The sequence below is a fragment of the Marinithermofilum abyssi genome (genome assembly GCF_014641195.1).
In the GTDB taxonomy this organism is placed as follows: Bacteria; Bacillota; Bacilli; order Thermoactinomycetales; family DSM-45169; genus Marinithermofilum; species Marinithermofilum abyssi.
Genome location: NZ_BMHQ01000005.1, coordinates 1 through 17,375 on the forward strand (window position 1 = coordinate 1; position 17,375 = coordinate 17,375).

Here is a 17,375-nt window from a genome sequence, read left to right on the forward strand (position 1 = left end):
CGTCTTTTCGCTGATTAGCTATGTATTCATGGCATTTGGCTAACATCAGGGCCGCTTTTCTCCAACGATTGGATCCCTTCTTTCTGCGGGAAACCATCCGTTGGAGCCATTTCAACTTTCTTTCCGACTTACGAAGATACTTGGGGTGGTCGAAATACTTCTCATCAGAGGTAACAGCAAGATGTTTGACCCCCAAATCCACTCCCACTCGCTTATCGGTGCTCGCAGGCTCCGCCTCCACCTCGCACGAGAAACAAGCGTAGTACTTGCCGTTTTTCCGCTTGATGGAGCAAGTTTTGCCCTTCCTTCGATCTGTCTATGTAGCTTCATGCGAACGTTGCCGATCTTAGATAGCTTGAGAAACTTCCCTTCGATCTTGAACCCGAGTTGAGGATAGGTGAAGCTATCAATCGGTTCTTACCTTGAAAGCGAGGGTATCCCGGCTTTTCACCGTGTTGCACACGACGGAAAAACGCTTGAAATGCTTTGTCCAACCGCTTGGCTACGTCTTGAAGAACCTGGGAATGGATTTCTTTGAACTCCGGGATCTCCTTCTTGAGTTCTGGGAGTTCGATTGCTTGCTTGTGATAGGTCAACGTGATATCACGTCTTTTGTAGGAAAACTTTCGTTGTTCAAGCATAGAGTTGTAGAGCCAGCGGCACAGGCCCAGTGTCCATTCGAACTTCTCGATTTGCTCTTTCTTTGGCTCCAGCTTGAATTTGTAGGTTCTTATCAGCGTGATCACCTCCTCTTTGTCCGGTTTTTTCGCACAATTATATTATACGGGATTCCACCCGAACGGCAGTATTTTCAAATGGATCAGATGGGCATTGGAACAATGTCGGACTTGGTAAGAAGGCTGAAGCCCTCCCGCGTCCGACGCTCGCTTTCATCCCAAGCCTAAAGGGCTGTGTTTTCCCGCTCGCTCTTTATAAGGAACGGCTTTTTTGTTTATCAACCAGTGGCCAAGCCGATATCGTTCAACATAGACATCTCGGGCACCTGCTACTGCAATCCGGACATCTTGTCGCCACCACTTGGTGTTTTTCACCTTATAGGTTTTTTCAACTTTTTGGCTGGGCTTAACATCACCAAACTATAAAATCCCCTCAGCCTCAGAAACCTCTTCATAATCAGTAGCGTATCGGTCATTGCTTTGTTCAAGGTTGCTGATAGTCGCAAACGCCCATACAGGTTGATTCACCTTCGTGATCTCACAGCCATGGGTGAGGGTTCTTTTGGCTTCATTCCTTCCTATGACGAAAAGAAAGGCTATCAGCAGTCAAGATTGTAGCAGCTCGGCCATCTCCTGATCGATCCGCTTCAATGTGTCAGCTACCCGCTCAACAGCCGATACATCCACTTCTTCCGTAAGAGCCGTCAGCAGTCGGCCGTAATGGTCTTCCACATCCCTACGGATCCCGTCTTTCCACTGCTTCACGCCCTTTTCCCACTCTTCACGGTAATGGGTAAAAATCCGTTCCCCCTCGGCTTCGAGATGCGTCGATACCGCTTCTTCCAAAACGGTTCGCATCGCCTCCCGCAGGCGGTTTTTCTCTTCGCGGTCGATAAAGGTTTGTGAGCGGTTAAAGGGTGCCAGGACTTTTTTGAACGCATCTCCATTCCAATCCGGCAACGGAGGGGCCAGTGACGGAGTGGAGAAGGCCGTTTCCTCCCGGGTCAATGTGATTCCTTCTTCCAGGATACTCCCTTGTTCCAACCACTCCTGGTGGGTACTCTCCAACTTGGATTCCAACCATCGCTCCAATCGGATGGAAGTAGCCCTCAGTTCCTGAAGCAGATCCTGCCGCAAAAAGTCCGTCACTTCCATGGCGCAATCCTTAAGCAAGGCCTTCACATTTTCAGTTCCGTCCCGCAACACGGACGGATGGACAATCTCCAAGAACACATCATTGTATCGCAGGAACAAGCGCTGTTTCACATAGTACAGAAGCTCTTCCGTTTCCTGACGAAGGGCGTGCTCTACCGTTCGGGTATCCCATTGATTCAGGCTTTCCAGCAGGACCGTTTGCTTCTGTTCCAGCTCTCTCTTTTGCTGTTCTTTGTCTGCCTTGTTTTTCCGGGCAGCTCCCAGGATGTTCTCCAGTGCTCGATGTCCGCGCGTCACTTCTTTCCGGATGCCATGGAGAGACAGAGACAGCAGGTCTCCCATCAAAAACGATTGAAAATCCGCTTCAAATTCTGCTATGCCGGACCCTGAAATTCCCGGCACTTGAACCCCTGCTACGTTCCCTTGCTTCTCCTTCAGCGCTGCCAGGCTGGAGAGGGGATACAGACGCGGCTGCCGAATCCCGTAGTGAACAAGGCGTTCACGGAGGTAGGACTCCACTTCGGCCCGCTCTTCCGGTGTCGCTGCCAAATCCGCCGCATTCATGATAAAAAACATTTTATCCATGGCGAAGGCATCTTTCACCCGTCCGAGCTGAATTAGGAATTCCCGATCCGCCCGAGAAAAGGCATGGTTGTAATAGGTGACAAACAAAATCGCGTCCGCATTACGGATGTACTCAAAGGCTACTTCTGTATGGCGGGCGTTCATCGAGTCCGCGCCGGGTGTATCCACCAAGGTAACTCCCTGTTGCGTTAACGGGCAATCGTAATAGAGCACCGCCGATTCCACAAAGCAGGACTTGGTCTCATCCGCTATATACTCACCGAAGGAGTCCAAGTTCCGCACAATGACTTTCCCCAGGTGACCGTATATATTCTCAAAACCTTCCATCACTGCCTGCAGAAAAGGCAATGCCGTTTTTTGGCGCTTATTAGGCGTCTCTGTTGCCAGCAACGAAGGTATCTCTTGCACTGCTGATTCCAAATCGGCGACCTGCTTTCCAAACAAGCGGAATGCCTGGCGCACATCCTCGGTCAGCCGTTCCCGCGTCTTGAACCGGACCTTCACTTGTCCATGGGAATGCTCCTCCGTCGGCGGAGCGATCATATTGATGGCCGCCGTCGTCGGATGGGGAGAAACGGGAAGGATATTGTCGCCGATCAAAGCGTTGGCAAAAGAGGATTTGCCCGCGCTGAAAGCCCCAAACAAAGCCACCGTGAACTTCCGCTGCCGGGCCCGTTCCTGCTTGCGGATCAGCTCCCGGCGAATGGAGTCGACCGCTTCCACGCGTTGCATCGCGGCTGCAGCTTCCTCGCCCAGACGGATCACACTCTCTTTGCGGTCGCTCTGGCCGAGATCCCGATCCACTGTGACCAAGGCAGCGGCCCGTGACTCTCCAGCCTCCGATGTCTCCGCGGACGGGGTGGTTATAGCCTGCCAATGGGACAGAGATTCGATATCTTCCTCCTCCAGCCACTGCTCCCAATCCGCAGGCAGATCCCCCTCTTCCTCGCCTTCCAGCAGCCGGTGCAGCCGATCCCGTTCCGATTCCCATGATCGTTGCAACTGATCGATCCGATCCTGGATGGCAGCTTGCTCCTCCCATCGCCGGATGTTTGCTTCCAGATCCCGTTCTTTTGCCGACAAACGCTGCTTAATATCCCCGGAAAAGTCGGCAAACCACTTCATCCCTTGATCCCGGTATGCTTTTTTCACAGCCGAAGCCACGTCTTCGGTATATTTCAGCAGATAATCCCCGGTTAAACCGGCGCCCTCTTTGACGACACTTCGGACAAGTTCCGGTGTAACCGGATTCGACAGCGCGTAAATCGCTTCTCCCCGCTCTTCCGTGTATACCCCGTGCTTCTTCAGGTACTGAAGGATATATTGCTTGACGTGTACGTCCAGCTGGGTTTCCACCGTTTGGCCAAGGCGGTCGATAAACACCTGCAAGCGCCGGGCTTTTTCCTGTTCCGTCTTCGATTTGGCAAAGAAAAACCCCACTTTGAACTTGGTCATCACGGTTTCCAAGAAAGAATGTGCCGCCTCGCGCATCTCATAGGGCATCAGATAGGCATTTTGCAGAATATTGTCTAGCCCTTCCAAAAAATCCGACGAAAGACGCTGGCATCGACGCTGGAGCTCTTCCTTTTCCTGTTGCCACTCTTCCAACACGTCCGGTGAAAGGCTGAACGACGGGTCCCGTTTCTGTTCCCATTCAGCGATCGTTTCCTCCGCTTGTTGTCGGCGATGCTTCACATAGTCGTTCATCAAAAAACGGAACTCTTTCTCAGCACTCTCTGCCAAGGAAGCGTAACGGTGCTTGATCAAATCCTCCAGCCGTTTTTGCAGCCGATTCATCTCATTCCAGGGATGATCCGGCTCCCGGAGAGTGGTATAAAAAATATCGGCTGCTTGAATGTCCCATTGACGGAAAGAGGCCTTCACTTTTTCCTGATAGACATGAAAGGGAAGCTCTTCTCCCCGGTGTTTATCAATCTGGTTCACAATCAGGGAGACTACTTTCCCCCGCTGTTGCAACTCCTTGATAAAAGCCAAGTTGACTTCCGACTGCACATGGTTGTAATCCATAATATAAAAAATGTGATCGGATAAGTGCAAAGCCGATTCCGTAGCCAGGCGGTGCGCCTCGTCCGTCGAGTCAATCCCCGGCGTATCCAACAGTATCACATTTTCCGGAAATGGGGCATCCTTACGGTACACTTCGACAGCGATCACTTCATCGCCATTTTTGCACAGTTGTTTCAGCTGTTCATCCGTATAGATTCCCCGGAATTCCTGCCGCAGACCGGAGCGAAGGGTCATACAGACCCTGTCGTCCCCCTTGCGGATCCCGACGAGATTGGCACTGGTGGGAATGGGACTGGAAGGGAGCAGCGGTTTTCCGTACAACCGGTTCAGCATCGAAGATTTCCCTGCGGAAAAATGGCCGCAGAAGGCGATCACGTACTCTTCCCGTAGCCGCTTTTTCATCACTTCCAGCCACTGTTGCGCTTGCTCATCTCCGCCGTTCTGCTGCATGTGTTGATACACAGCCGCCCAACGGCGCAGTTGGGTTGAAGGCTTGGTTTCCAGCATCATCGTTCCCCTTCTTCTGCTTGTTTCACTTGATCTTTTCCCCTCCATTTTACCATCAACCCGATTTCTTCGCGCATCACCATCCGCTTTTTCCCCCAAACTATAGACAGCAAAAGCACTGCCAACTCCATCCGTTCCCTTTGATAGAATAGAATGTGTCTTTCCATGCGTAGAAAGGAAACCAATATGTCCGATCACAAACGTACAACCCGACGCAAAGCTGAACATATCGACATTGTGCTCCACCGTGAAGTGACCGGAAAGGGAATTACCAATGGACTGGAACAATACCGCTTCCGTCACCTGGCCTTGCCGGAGTTGAACTGGACGGAAATCAGCTTGTCCTCCACCTTTTTGGGCAAAACAGTAAAGGCTCCTTTCCTGATCAGCTCGATGACCGGCGGAACCCAGGAAGCCAAGGAGATCAACAAGCATCTGTCCGCCGCCGCCCAAGAGCGGGGATGGGCCATGGGGCTGGGATCCGTCCGGGCCGCATTGGAACATCCGGAGATCCTGGATACATTCCGCGTCCGCCCCTATGCCCCGGATATTCCCCTGTTAGCCAATCTGGGTGCTGTTCAGCTCAATTACGGCTACGGACCTGAGGAGTGTAAAAAAGCCGTCGAGCTGACGGAAGCCGATGGACTCGTTCTCCATCTGAACAGTATGCAGGAGGTGTTTCAACCGGAAGGCAACACGAATTTCAGCGGTTTGTTGGCCAAGATCGAACAGGTTTGCCGTCAGTTGGATGTACCTGTCGGCGTCAAAGAAGTGGGCTTTGGCATCGACGGCAGACTGACACGCCGCTTATTCGAGGCGGGCGTTCAGTTTGTGGACGTCGCCGGTGCGGGGGGCACCTCGTGGATTCAAGTGGAAAAAAACCGTTCTTCTGATCTGCTGCGCGTAGCGGCCGCTGAAGCTTTTGCCGATTGGGGGCTGCCCACAGCGGAATGCATCCGGGAAGCCCGCCGGCAAGCACCGGACAGCTGTCTCATCGCCAGCGGCGGTATTCACACCGGAGTGGAAGCAGCCAAAGTGCTTGCCCTGGGTGCTAATTTGGCCGGTTTTGGCCGCTCCCTGCTTCGATCAGCGGCATCGGCTGATGCGGAAGCTGTTTCCTGTCAGTTGGAGCAGATTGAGATCGAATGCAAAATAGCCATGTTCGGCATCGGCGCTGCCGATGTCACCGCGCTGAAAGAAACAGATCGGCTCGAGCGACGCTAAACAAAAAGGCATCCCCATTTGGGATGCCTAGATTTATGAAATGAGGGTTCGCGCCCTACTCGACTTCAACGGTTTTTTGTTTTGAGAATACCGGCGTTATACCGGCTTCTTTATTAAATTCCCGCTCGCGCTTTTCTTCCAGACGGTTGGTGTACCAAACGGCGACGGTTATGATCAAGGCAAGGGACACCACCAAGGACAGCCAGAAGAGAACGAGAATACCCCACTCTCCTGCAGCCATTTGAAATCCCTCCTTTTTCTTCCGAAAGTACTGTTTGATGGTAACATAATTGATCCGTATTGGGACTGGTAATTATTACGATAAAGGATTAGTACCTGGTAATGATTCGGAAGAAAAAGGATATATGCACCCACGGGCTCAAGTCGCACCTTAGTCGCTTTGCTCCCAGGACGCGCTATGGCTCGCTTTTTGCCGGTCATCGCACCTACAGGGCAGTTAGTCGTGCGAAGTGTCGCTACCGTTCCCATATTTCGGAGCGGACAGTATCACATCTGACGTCGGAGAGAAAGTGACGAGTAGAAGTGCTTGTTTGCCGTATTCATAGGGTTTGCTGGTACCCAGCCTCACACAATTTTTCCCGGATTAAGAATCCCTTTCGGATCCAGCAGCTGCTTTATTTCCTTCATCACCTCATAAGCGGGCCCGTGTTCCCTCGCCTGATACTTTTTCTTGCCGATACCGACGCCATGCTCCCCTGTACAAGTCCCGCCGCAGTTGAGAGCATGCTCTACGAGGTTTGCATGGATCCGGTCCGCTTCGGCCACCTCTTGTGGATTGGAGGGATCCAGCATCAACAGGGCATGAAAGTTACCATCGCCGATATGGCCGACAATACCGCCGTCTAAAGAGGAGTCATCAATTAATCGGCGGGCATTTTCCACCGATTCCGCCAGCCGGGAAAGAGGTACGCACACGTCGGTCGCCATTTGCTTTTTTCCGGGAGTTCCATGGATGAAGGCATAGGCCAGGTTGTGGCGCGCTTCCCACAGTGTCGCTCTAGCTTTGGAATCCGTCTCAAAAAGAAAACCCCGGCTCCCCTCTGCCTCCGCCAGTTCCCGGGTGAAAGCCGCGTCTTTTTGCAACCCCTCGGGATTTCCGTGAAATTCGAAGAACAACGTCGGCGCTTCCGGATAATCGGTCTGGCTGAATTGGTTCAGTTGACGGATGGACCGGGCATCCACGAGCTCCATACGGGCCACCGGAATTCCGGCAGACAAGACGGATACCGCTGTCTGTACCGCGTTATGTACGGAAGGGAATGTGGCTCGCGCAGCCAGAATCCCCTCCGGAATCCCGTAGACTCTCAATGTCAACTCGGTAAAGATCCCCAGTGTCCCCTCCGATCCGACAAACAATCCGGTCAAATGATAACCGGAGGAAGATTTTGCTGAAGCACCGCCAGTATGGATTACACGCCCATCCGCCAGTACCACCTCCAGATCCCTTACCTGATCCCTGGTAACTCCATAGCGAACCGAAGTCGTTCCACTGGCATTGGTCGCGGCCATCCCGCCGAGGGTAGCATCGGCCCCCGGATCCACCGGAAAGAAGAGCCCGTATTTTTTCAACTCTTTATTCAATTGGGTCCGGGTGACCCCTGGCTGTACCCGAACCAAAAAGTCTTCGGGCCGCACTTCCAGCACCTGGTTCATCTCCTGAAAATCGATGGAGATTCCGCCTCGCTCGGGAATCACGTGCCCTTCCAAACTGGAACCGATCCCAAAAGGCACCACCGGAATTTCCCGTTCTCCGGCAAAGCGCACCACTTCCACAACGTCCTCCCGGCAGCGGGGAAAGACCACAACATCCGGTAACCGGGGCGTATGATAGGATTCATCTTTGCTGTGATGTTCCAAAACCGTCGGATTGTCGGTCACCTGTCCTTCCGGCAATCGTTTTTTCAGCTCATTGATCCAATTCATAACGATCCTCCCCCAAAAAACGAGGCGCCCGCATGGAGCACCTTTTTGTTCATACGTATTTCTCCATTTTCACTCAAAAAACCTGCTATCCCGTTCTTAGGAAAACCAGGACCCTACGATGGGATAACGGAAAGGACGTTCCTGCAGGGCACGGATAATCCCCAGAACCGGAACAACCACCGCCATGATGCTGAAAACAATCAGGAAGGGAATCCCGATCAACACCCAGGAGAATACCCAGGATAATCCGATCAGCACACCCATCACCAGATGAAAGACCAGCGCTTGCAGGGACAAACTCTTCACTTCGCGATCCGATACGACCAAATACACAATGATGGGTACCAATACGGGAGCAAACCACGTACTGGCATGAATCAGGATTTTTAATCCCTTGGTTGCCATATCCATTTCACTCCTTTTTTATTGTTGGACACAATCGCGTACTTTAGCTTCCTTGTCAGATTTAAAGCTGCCCTTATATTCTACTCGGTCGATTTCACATCCGGGACCGATATGGATATGGTTTCCCCTCACCACTTTTGCACGGGTGTGTTCCAAGTAGATGTCGTCGCCTTCAATCGATTCGGCAGAAAGTTCTCCGGACAGGTTAAAAATCATTTTTACCTTGTCCAGAAGGGAATGGCTGGGCTTTCTGATGGTGATCTTCTCACCGCCGATCTCTTTAACCTTACTGGTCCGGTACAAATCGATCGCGATATTTCCGGCATTCAACATATGCTCAATATGAAAGCCTCCCTTAACTGAAAAACGTTCGGCCTCACAATCTCCTTTAATGCTAACTCCGCCTTTTATTTCCACTTCCTCGCTGGAAAGTCGACCTTTGATCTCGGCATACCCGTAGACCTTCACTTCCTCCGACTTCACATCCGCCTGAACCTCCGCATGACCATTCACCTTGAACTGTTGAACTTTCACCTCTCCAGCAACCTTGGATACGCCATGAACCTGAACAGACTCCGCTTGGATTCCCCCTTTTACTTCGCTTTTTCCGTTGGTTCGAAAATGAACACACTCCAGGTCGCCATTGACCCTTCCTTCTCCGTTGATTTTGACATCGTTATAGTTTCCCCCGGATGTACTTCCTGAGCCGGCAATCACCAAATTATTTTTACTTCCTGTTTTCATCCACAATCCCTCCATCAGCTCACCTTCATTTTCAGTTCTTCCATACAATTGGCTATATTGAGACGGATTATTGCTTTTGCACCGTCCTCAAAGGCCATTTTGCTCGGAGTGGAAACCAAGAAGCACATAGCAACCCCCAGCTTTCGAACAACGAGGACATCACAGTTTTTACCTTGGAATCGGGGATAATGATCCGTCAATGTCCGAAGCAGGATTTTCCCTTCTTCCAAGCTGATTTCTCCGGTTTGCAAAGCTCGTTCCAGGATATAAAGGTAGAAAAGCTTTTCAAATGGATATTTATTCGGATCCCCCTCTTCTTGCTCCTGATAAAAATTGAGCACTTTTTCCGTAACAATGTTTCGTTTTAGTGCTTCTTCTTTGGTTAGCGTAATGTCCTGCGGATTCGGCGAAAACATATCGGCCAGCTCATCCAGTGATAAATCATCTTTCATCGACTTGATTTTTTCGATCCGCTCCAAGATCCGATCTTTTGGGAAAAAGGTTTCTTGTCCTGTAAAAGTGGACTTGTGAATAAACCAATCTTCAGGAATCAGTTTTTTTCGCTTCCACCGATACAGCTGGCCATAGGAAATACCGGTAAACTCCAGCAGCTCTTTTTTCGAAATCAAATCCTTTTCCATTTGTTACCTCCCCTTCATCATCAATCGTAACATAACAATGTTACATTAATCAAGTAGGTGGATCACTAAAAAAGGAGCCTTTCGGCTCCTGAGGTTAATGACAAAGCCCTGCGCCGAAAGGCGACAGGGCTTTCAGATTAATGACAAACCTTTATGATCGCTTCGACTCTTTTGTCCATTGCTCCCTTTCCTCCGACGCAGAAGTAATACTGTCCGCTCCAAGAGATTCAACGAGACGCGGCACAATGCAGAGTGCACTCAAAAAAGGTCAAGTACCCACAGGGCCACGTCACGCCTTGGTCGCTCCCAGGTCGTGCTATGCGCCGCTTTTTGTCTCGTCTCCTCTCTTGTCGCTGAGTTCGTCGTCAAAAGTCGTGCTCGAACAAAAGAGTTCTTCAGCTCATGTCAAGAAACTTTGTCAGCTCTTTTTGTTGAAGTTGCATGAATAACTCCCTCGTAAAGAAGTGATTCTTCAAGCTATAACTCGGTTTTTGCAGTGAAAGAATCTGCTTCGCAGCTCTTTATTAGGCTCCTGTCCGTTATCAACTCATTCTAGGTTTTTAACCTCAAAAATACATTCAACTTCAGCAGGCAGCCTCAATTGCCACAGGGCCAGTCTTGTTGTGTAGGCGGGTTGATATGAGCGGCAGGTTCAATCCTGTTCTTCTTTATCAAGTGGATAGAAAGAATAACGGCGGGAGGGAGGTACCCCTACCGCCGGGTAGTTGCCGCAAGCAGGCGACCACAGTGTACAAGAAGTAACCCGCACACCTTTGCATTGGAAGACGGGCTACTTCTTTTTGTGGGGCTTCCTTGATCACCTATGCTCACTTTCCTTCTCTGGGATGAATAATCCATCACTCCTGTTTATGTATTGGAATCCAGTCATGCCTGCTTCTTCAGTTTCCACAATATCTTTTCCTCTTGAAGCTCCACTTCAATCCCTTTATTTTCCAACTCGGAGATGAGACGCTTTTGTCGGCCTGTCTTACGTTCCTTCCTTGCATTATGTATTTTCTTAATTAGTTGTTCAATCTGTTTTACTTCGTTCGGTGGTAACATGTCCTTTTTATCGAGTGCCTCTATCTCGGTTTCAACATCACGTTTAATCTTCTCAAGTTTTTTATATTCCTTCATAGTGGAACACAGCATGGAGAAGCTTTCCAGACCTGCTGAACGACTGTCTTTTTTGACATGGTAAGACCCATCTAATGAAAAGCGGATATATCCTTTGCTGAAAGGCCACCGTGGTTTGTACAACTCAACATGATGGATCTCCTTCAATGGAATGGTGATATCCTCCAAGTGTCGGCGTTTTTTCTTAGCTGTTGAATGGATAATTTGAATTTCGTTTGTATACATACGAATACTGCCGCTGGATATTTTTAGTTCATTCATGATACCCCTCCAGGTCTGTAAATTCTTTGCCTAAACTGTTAAATACAAAGACCTTATCAAGAGCAACGTTATTTACATCCCCTATATCAATTATTCGTAAGAAGTGCTGTTTTTTTGTCCATAGTTTGGTTATGTCTCTGTAATTGGCTCCGAATGGCGGCGTCTTAAACGAAAGGCATGGGACAGGAAAAAGGATTGAACTTTACAACGCTATCGAATTTTGGAAGTATGCAACCCGAACAAGCCAAGAGAGAAGGTCAGACCCGCTCATAAAGATTATTAGGAGGATAGTTTAAGGAGGGAAGTGATATAGATGGCAGGGAAACGGTTCCGGTAACCACCGGACGTATCTGCGGTGGGATGTTGGGGCGGTACCACGATCAATGTGAGCAGGAGCAACAGCAGCATCGTGAGGACATCTATCTAAACTCGGTCCCCTACCATATCCACGGCACCTACGGTTCCGGCCGATTTGCTGTTCCCCGTATGATGCGGCACCGGTAATCCGGGGGACAGCCTCCACCCCAATTGGTACGATTACGACCATCCCGCCTTGGCCGTGAACACCATCGAGTGGCTGGCAGGAGACCGCTGAGAGAAACGGATACCCATACGAAAAAAAGCGGTGCAAGCCCTAAAACAGCTTGTACCGCTTGCTTTTTTCTTACGGAATGGGCGTCCGTTTCTCCTCATCATGCCGGTGCTCTTGAAAATACTGCACCAACCGAGGCAAATAGGCAGCCAGATCCGGACATCGAATGCCCCCTTCACCCAGCACCTCTGCCGCCTGACTGGCATCGTAATCGGACTGGCGCGACATGTAGGCGATGGCCTCCCGTTCGACATCCAAAAACTTGCGGATGGGTCGCGCTTTGAGGGCAAACTCTGCCACTTTTCCAGGGATCACAAACTTCGGGGTTTTCCCCAACAACTGCTCGCTGATCATCCGGTATACATCCCGCGCCTTGTAGGGAGACGGATCCGTCAAATGAAACGAGCGGTTGACGGCTTTTTCCGCCTTCGCCAAATAGGACGTCGCTTGTGTAATATAGTCGACCGGCACAATATTGAAGGGATTGTCTCCTTTCCCGATATACGGAATGGGAGCAAAACGGATCGCATCCAGAAAACGCATGATATAATAAGGCCCGTCAAACTTAGCGGTCTCCCCGGTACGGGAATCTCCCACCACCACACCCGGTCGGATGATGGTCTTCGGAACATTCTGTAACGCCCGCACAGACTTCTCCGCTTCAAACTTGGTCGACTCATAGTGGTTTTTAAACTGTTGGCCACAATCCAGCTCCTCTTCTTTCACCCGGCCTTCCCGCTCACCCGATACATAAGCAGTACTGAAATACACATACCGCTTCAACCTGGACAGCTTCTCCACAAACCGATTGACGTTATGGGTGCCGATCACATTGACCGAATAAGCCGCTTCTTTGGGAACCGCCAAGTCGTAAATTGCTGCTAAATGGAAAAAGTAAGTAACGCTCTCTTTCAGCCTTTCCACTTCAGTAGGCGGCAATCCCAAATCTTCCTGCGTAATGTCTCCTGGCAACAGACGGACTTGGTGTTCGGAAGCCGTTTGCTTTTCCGCTTTCTTCATTTGACTGGGGTGTACCAAAAAAACAAAGAAAGCGGACGAATCCTGTTCCCGTAAGGTGTGAAACAGCCGGGAAGTTATAAAGCCGGGGAATCCTGTCAGCATATACAGGTTGGCCAATGGAACCACCTCTTTGGATGATGATCATGGAGTCGTTCCATGTGCGACGTAGGCGAAGTGAATGATTACTCATTCGTATTATAACGAACCCCTACCCTTTCGTCTATCATTTTTGAATATTCCCATATGTATGCGCTGCCGACCGCCACAGAAATACTTGCTTATTAAGGTAAGAAGCTGCCTCCAAAGCAAAAAACAGCACTGTATGGCTACATCCTCCGGTTTACCGATATGCCCGGCAGAAATCGCAGAAGTGAGATGGTCGGCAAACTGCTTAACGTTCACTTCCAAACGGCGGGCCATAGCGTAGGTCATCTCCTTCACGATAAACCCCGAAGCCACGCCATTGCCGGTTTTTCCCATTCGCTGGCCATCGTTTGGTCGCGCTTTTGCTGCAGCATCATTGGCCAGCCCGCGATCTTCCAGGGCGGATGTAGAGGAGAGTTGGATCATGCGGCCAGATCGCTGGTCCACCACTCGTTGATCCAGTCCTCCAACTGCTCACCTCCGCAGGGATGAATGAACGCAGCCTCTCCCGCGGGATGGAGAGGCTGTATCCCCTTTTCTGTAAAGGGTTTACTGTTTTACTTCTTTAAAACAATCCCGATACTGTTCCCGCAGCTGGCGCTTGAGGAATTTTCCTGACGATGTCCGGGGAATTTCCTCCACAAACACCACTTCATCGGGCAGCCACCATTTCTCGAAGCGCGGGGCCAAAAACGAGAGCAACTCCTCTGCTGTCAAGGAAGCTCCTTCTTTCCGCACCACAGCAGCCAAGGGACGCTCCTGCCATTTCGGATGGGGAACACCTACCACGGCTGCTTCTGCTACATCTGGATGTCCCATGATGGCATTTTCCAGCTCCACGGAACTGATCCACTCCCCGCCGGATTTGATCAGATCCTTGGTCCGATCGGTAATGCGCACATACCCTTCCGGATCGATGGTCGCTATATCCCCTGTACGTAGCCAGCCATCCGCCGTAAACGCATCCGACACCTCAGGAAGTCGGTAGTATCCCGCGGCAATCCAGGGGCCCCGTACCTGGAGCTCGCCCATCGTTTTGCCATCATGGGGAGCCGGACCGTCCTCATTCACAATGCGAACATCCACGAAAGGAACCGGCAACCCTTGCTTGGCTCGGTAAGCATACTGCTCATCCTCACTCAGCTCATTCAGATTGGGCTTAAGCATGCTGACCGTTCCCAAAGGGGTGGTCTCCGTCATCCCCCAGGCGTGTACGACCCGCAGCTGATAACGGTCAAAAGCCCGGATCATCGATTCCGGTGCAGCCGCCCCGCCGACGACCATCCGCATATTGGGCAACAGATTCCACCGGCGCTCTCCTTTATCCAATTGTTTCAAGATGCCGAACCAAATGGTCGGCACACCAGCGGTAAACGTCACCCGCTCCTGTTCAAACAATTTCAACAAACTTACCGGATCCAGATGCGGCCCGGGAAACACTTGTTTCGCCCCTGTCATGACGCAGGTAAAAGGAAGCCCCCATGCATTGGCGTGAAACATCGGAACAACAGGCAGGACAGTGTCAAAACGGGAAACGCCCAAACAATCCGTCAACGCCGAAGCAAAGGAATGGAGGACCAAAGATCGGTGCGAGTAGACCACTCCTTTCGGTTTTCCTGTCGTTCCCGATGTGTAGCATATGCCTGCCGGAGCATCCTCCGCAATCATCGGGTACCGAAAGTCCGGTGCAGGCTGAGCGACCAGATCCTCATAATTTTCAAGGTCCTCCGGCACGGGCTGTCCCGACAGCGGTACAACAAAGATCCGTTCCACATCAATCCGTTCCTTCACCTTATTCAGCAGCGGCAGTAAAATATCATCTACAATCAGGAAACGATCCCCCGCATGCTGGATAATGTACGCCAAATCATCGGGATGGAGCCGAAGATTCAAGGTATGCAGGACACCGCCCGCCGCCGGAATGCCAAAGTAAGCTTCCAAATGGACGTAGTGATTCCACATCAAGGTACCTACCCTGTCTCCCGGTTGCAGCCCGGCCTGCTGCAAGGACTGCGCCAGCGAACGCGCACGCTCATAAAAATCCCCATAGGTATACCGGTGAATGGTCCGGTCCGGCATCCGGGAAACAATTTCCACGGACTGGTTGTACCGTCCGGCACGCTCCAAGATATGGGTCAGGGTCAAAGGGTAGTCCATCATCATGCTGTTCAAAATGGTCCCGCTCCCTTCGGCATTATTTTCAACAGAATATTAGCACTCATCTTACATTTGATTGTAGAAAGCGCTTTCCCTCGTGTCAACTGCAGATACGAGTTTCGGCGGATCTTCCGGACTCTAGCTGACTAAGCTACCTGTTGTCTTGAGTTTACGGATAACGGGTATCCGTTGCCATCCAGGAAACAAACAGATGAACCCTTATGGCAACTGCTCACATACCTTTCCGTCCCCGTCACTCCCATCCAGCCGGTGCGGATCTCCAGGACCGGCTTCCTCAAAGAACCTCTGTGCTTCCTTCTGGGTGGCGAAGTCGGAGCAATCCCGGTCGGGCCCGTTGGGATTGTATTTTGGAACAATCGCCTGAGGTTCCAGTTTCGGCTTCCCTTTTCCTTTAAACCAATTCTCCGGCTTGTACCCCTTATCTGTCACATATCCCGGACACTGCCACACCCCCTCTTTCTTTTCTTGAGCCACTTCTTCCGCTGCCCGAAACTCCTTTAAGTGCCGTTTGTTTTTGTATATGTAGGCCACCCTGGCCAGACCTTGTTTCAACAGTTCTTCCTGGACACTTTTCCCGTCAGCGTACACATAAGCGAGCAATCGGCCGTATTCATCCCGCTGCTCCACGTCAAACTCCAATTCCACTTTTTCGGCATTGCCGAGGAGGCTATCCGTCATCCATTTCGCTTCATTTCCCAGGGGTTGCTTTCCTCTCTCCGGATGACGGGTCTCCGGCGTATCAACCAAAAGAAACCGTACAATTTCCACCTTGCCATTGATTCTCACCTTTGCGGTGTCACCATCCAACAGTTGAACCAAATCAACTTCAACCCGGTTAGGATGCTTTTCAGTAAAGGTATCCTTCCGTATGTCTGTCACTTGTACACAACCGGCCAAAATCCCTGCCAACACAACCAAAAACAAAACCCATTCTCGTTTCAATCTGCTCTCTCCTCAATGATGTCGTCCTAGAAAGATCATCTATTTTTCAATTTATAGCTTATACGCTCTTTTTAAAAATAGCGAGTGGGAAAACCCAGCCCTTTAGTGTTGGGATGAAAGCGGGCGTCGGACAAGGAGGGTGTAAACAAGTGTTTGGTATCTTTAAGATACGAGCAAAAACTCGTTATACTATCACCTTGAGAACCGAATTATGATTGGCAGGAGAAATCAGTCCTGCCGTAAAATGATTCCTGTCGAGTAGCCGATGGAGACTCAGCATTTCTTAGGCTCGGACGGATCCTTCAGGAAAGGGGAGCGAGTTGCCGTACCCAATGATCCAAGAAGCCCACGGCGCCGCAGGCCCCTGGGGTGCTTTAGCCGTGTGGAGCAAGTCACCAGTAATCTCATGCTGCCCCAACCATAAAAAACCCCCGGCCAAGATGGTCGGGGATCTGGACAAACCGACTTAACCCAGCAAGGGAACACCGAAACGATGAAAGGCCGCTGCTTCCAGTTGGCTCATTCCCTGACGTTCTGCAGCTTCCGCCACCCTTGGAGGAATGCGGGGGCCCACTCTGCCGGAGGGGCGGCATAAGCGAGACGGCGCCGGCGAGCGGCGTTTTGTCGGTGAAAAGGTCCCCAGATGGCGAAAGTGATCCCGGGATTCTGGATATTCACAAAGAACGTCTGGCCATCGGGAGCAAAAGTGGGACCGCACAATTCGGAGTCGTTCAGACGGTTGCGGCCAAACTCATATATCTCCCCGTCGGGCGTAATGCCCATGATCCGGTTTCCGTTATCTCCGTCTTCCACAAACCACAGATCACCCCAGGGTGTGATGCAGATTTGTCCGGGCTCTCCATCTGGTTGGCGTCCGTTCCTTCGGCAAAGAGCTCCAGTGTTTCCGTCGCAGGGATATAGTGATAGATTTGCCCCAGGCGCTTCTCACCCCCGGCGGTGTCGTCGAACCAAAAGGCTCCATCGGCAAAAAAGGCGCCTTCCAACCGCTTGAAGCGGACGCATCCCTTAGCGAGAGCGTCATCATGGGGCTCTTCCGGGTTCACTTCTCTCCACACCACGCCAAATTTTTGTCCCGGCTTGAAGAGGTCGGCATCGGGACCCGAGCGTTCATCAATAGCCAGATCTTGCAGTTTCTCCCTTTTGCAGGGAACCGGGACGACGGCTGTTGAT

17 protein-coding genes are annotated in these 17,375 nt (G+C 51.1%); 2 read left to right on the forward strand and 15 right to left on the reverse strand.

Features of this window, described 5'->3' with window-relative positions:
* From IEW70_RS07685 to IEW70_RS18105, 4 genes are all read right to left on the reverse strand, one after another.
* The coding region (locus IEW70_RS07685; RefSeq protein WP_229751883.1) for a transposase at window positions 1-196 on the reverse strand (196 nt) is incomplete at its 3' end.
* 130 nt (window positions 197-326) lie between these two features.
* Complete coding sequence (locus tag IEW70_RS07690; RefSeq protein WP_188647359.1) at window positions 327-746, reverse strand: RNA-guided endonuclease InsQ/TnpB family protein; 420 nt, start codon at window positions 744-746, stop codon at window positions 327-329.
* 537 nt (window positions 747-1,283) lie between these two features.
* Entirely contained in the window at window positions 1,284-4,955 is a 3,672-nt protein-coding gene (locus tag IEW70_RS07695; RefSeq protein ID WP_188647360.1) for a dynamin family protein, read from the reverse strand.
* Window positions 4,952-5,077 carry a hypothetical protein gene (locus tag IEW70_RS18105; RefSeq protein WP_268234838.1) on the reverse strand — a complete coding sequence of 42 codons (126 nt, stop codon included), beginning with the start codon at window positions 5,075-5,077 and terminating at the stop codon, window positions 4,952-4,954. Before IEW70_RS18105 ends, IEW70_RS07695 begins: the two co-directional genes overlap by 4 nt.
* Before the next feature lie 61 nt (window positions 5,078-5,138).
* Here IEW70_RS18105 and fni point away from each other — a divergent pair, with 61 nt between their 5' ends.
* Window positions 5,139-6,176: a type 2 isopentenyl-diphosphate Delta-isomerase gene (gene fni, locus IEW70_RS07700; protein WP_229751884.1), complete on the forward strand. Its 1,038-nt coding sequence runs from the start codon at window positions 5,139-5,141 to the stop codon at window positions 6,174-6,176.
* A gap of 55 nt (window positions 6,177-6,231) precedes the next feature.
* On the opposite strand, the gene IEW70_RS07705 is transcribed toward fni, so the two are convergent.
* The 11 genes from IEW70_RS07705 to IEW70_RS17835 form a co-directional block, all read right to left on the reverse strand.
* Window positions 6,232-6,417 carry a hypothetical protein gene (locus IEW70_RS07705; protein WP_188647362.1) on the reverse strand — a complete coding sequence of 62 codons (186 nt, stop codon included), beginning with the start codon at window positions 6,415-6,417 and terminating at the stop codon, window positions 6,232-6,234.
* Window positions 6,418-6,761: 344 nt separating this feature from the next.
* Window positions 6,762-8,120, reverse strand: a complete 1,359-nt coding sequence (locus IEW70_RS07710; RefSeq protein WP_188647363.1) for an FAD-binding oxidoreductase — start codon at window positions 8,118-8,120, stop codon at window positions 6,762-6,764.
* Between the two features lie 96 nt (window positions 8,121-8,216).
* Window positions 8,217-8,525, reverse strand: coding sequence for a DUF4870 domain-containing protein (locus IEW70_RS07715; protein ID WP_188647364.1), 309 nt, complete (start codon window positions 8,523-8,525; stop codon window positions 8,217-8,219).
* An 18-nt stretch (window positions 8,526-8,543) separates the two neighbouring features.
* The gene (locus IEW70_RS07720; protein ID WP_188647365.1) at window positions 8,544-9,269 is read right to left on the reverse strand and encodes a polymer-forming cytoskeletal protein; all 726 of its coding nucleotides are present in this window, start codon (window positions 9,267-9,269) and stop codon (window positions 8,544-8,546) included.
* Window positions 9,270-9,283: 14 nt separating this feature from the next.
* Window positions 9,284-9,910, reverse strand: coding sequence for a YhbD family protein (locus tag IEW70_RS07725; protein WP_188647366.1), 627 nt, complete (start codon window positions 9,908-9,910; stop codon window positions 9,284-9,286).
* Window positions 9,911-10,795: 885 nt separating this feature from the next.
* Window positions 10,796-11,308 carry a hypothetical protein gene (locus IEW70_RS07730; RefSeq protein WP_188647367.1) on the reverse strand — a complete coding sequence of 171 codons (513 nt, stop codon included), beginning with the start codon at window positions 11,306-11,308 and terminating at the stop codon, window positions 10,796-10,798.
* Window positions 11,309-11,972: 664 nt separating this feature from the next.
* The gene (locus tag IEW70_RS07735; protein WP_188647368.1) at window positions 11,973-13,037 is read right to left on the reverse strand and encodes an SDR family oxidoreductase; all 1,065 of its coding nucleotides are present in this window, start codon (window positions 13,035-13,037) and stop codon (window positions 11,973-11,975) included.
* Between the two features lie 78 nt (window positions 13,038-13,115).
* Window positions 13,116-13,511, reverse strand: coding sequence for a Rossmann-fold NAD(P)-binding domain-containing protein (locus IEW70_RS07740; protein WP_188647369.1), 396 nt, complete (start codon window positions 13,509-13,511; stop codon window positions 13,116-13,118).
* A 102-nt stretch (window positions 13,512-13,613) separates the two neighbouring features.
* Window positions 13,614-15,227, reverse strand: a complete 1,614-nt coding sequence (locus IEW70_RS07745; protein ID WP_229751903.1) for a long-chain fatty acid--CoA ligase — start codon at window positions 15,225-15,227, stop codon at window positions 13,614-13,616.
* A gap of 213 nt (window positions 15,228-15,440) precedes the next feature.
* Window positions 15,441-16,184: a thermonuclease family protein gene (locus IEW70_RS07750; protein ID WP_188647371.1), complete on the reverse strand. Its 744-nt coding sequence runs from the start codon at window positions 16,182-16,184 to the stop codon at window positions 15,441-15,443.
* A 519-nt stretch (window positions 16,185-16,703) separates the two neighbouring features.
* Window positions 16,704-16,997: an alkaline phosphatase PhoX gene (locus IEW70_RS17835; protein ID WP_229751885.1), complete on the reverse strand. Its 294-nt coding sequence runs from the start codon at window positions 16,995-16,997 to the stop codon at window positions 16,704-16,706.
* A gap of 107 nt (window positions 16,998-17,104) precedes the next feature.
* On the opposite strand from IEW70_RS17835, the gene IEW70_RS17840 reads away from it, so the two are divergent.
* A complete protein-coding gene (locus tag IEW70_RS17840; RefSeq protein ID WP_229751908.1) occupies window positions 17,105-17,374 on the forward strand; it encodes a hypothetical protein in 270 nt (89 codons plus the stop codon).
* The last annotated feature ends 1 nt before the right edge of the window (window position 17,375 follow it).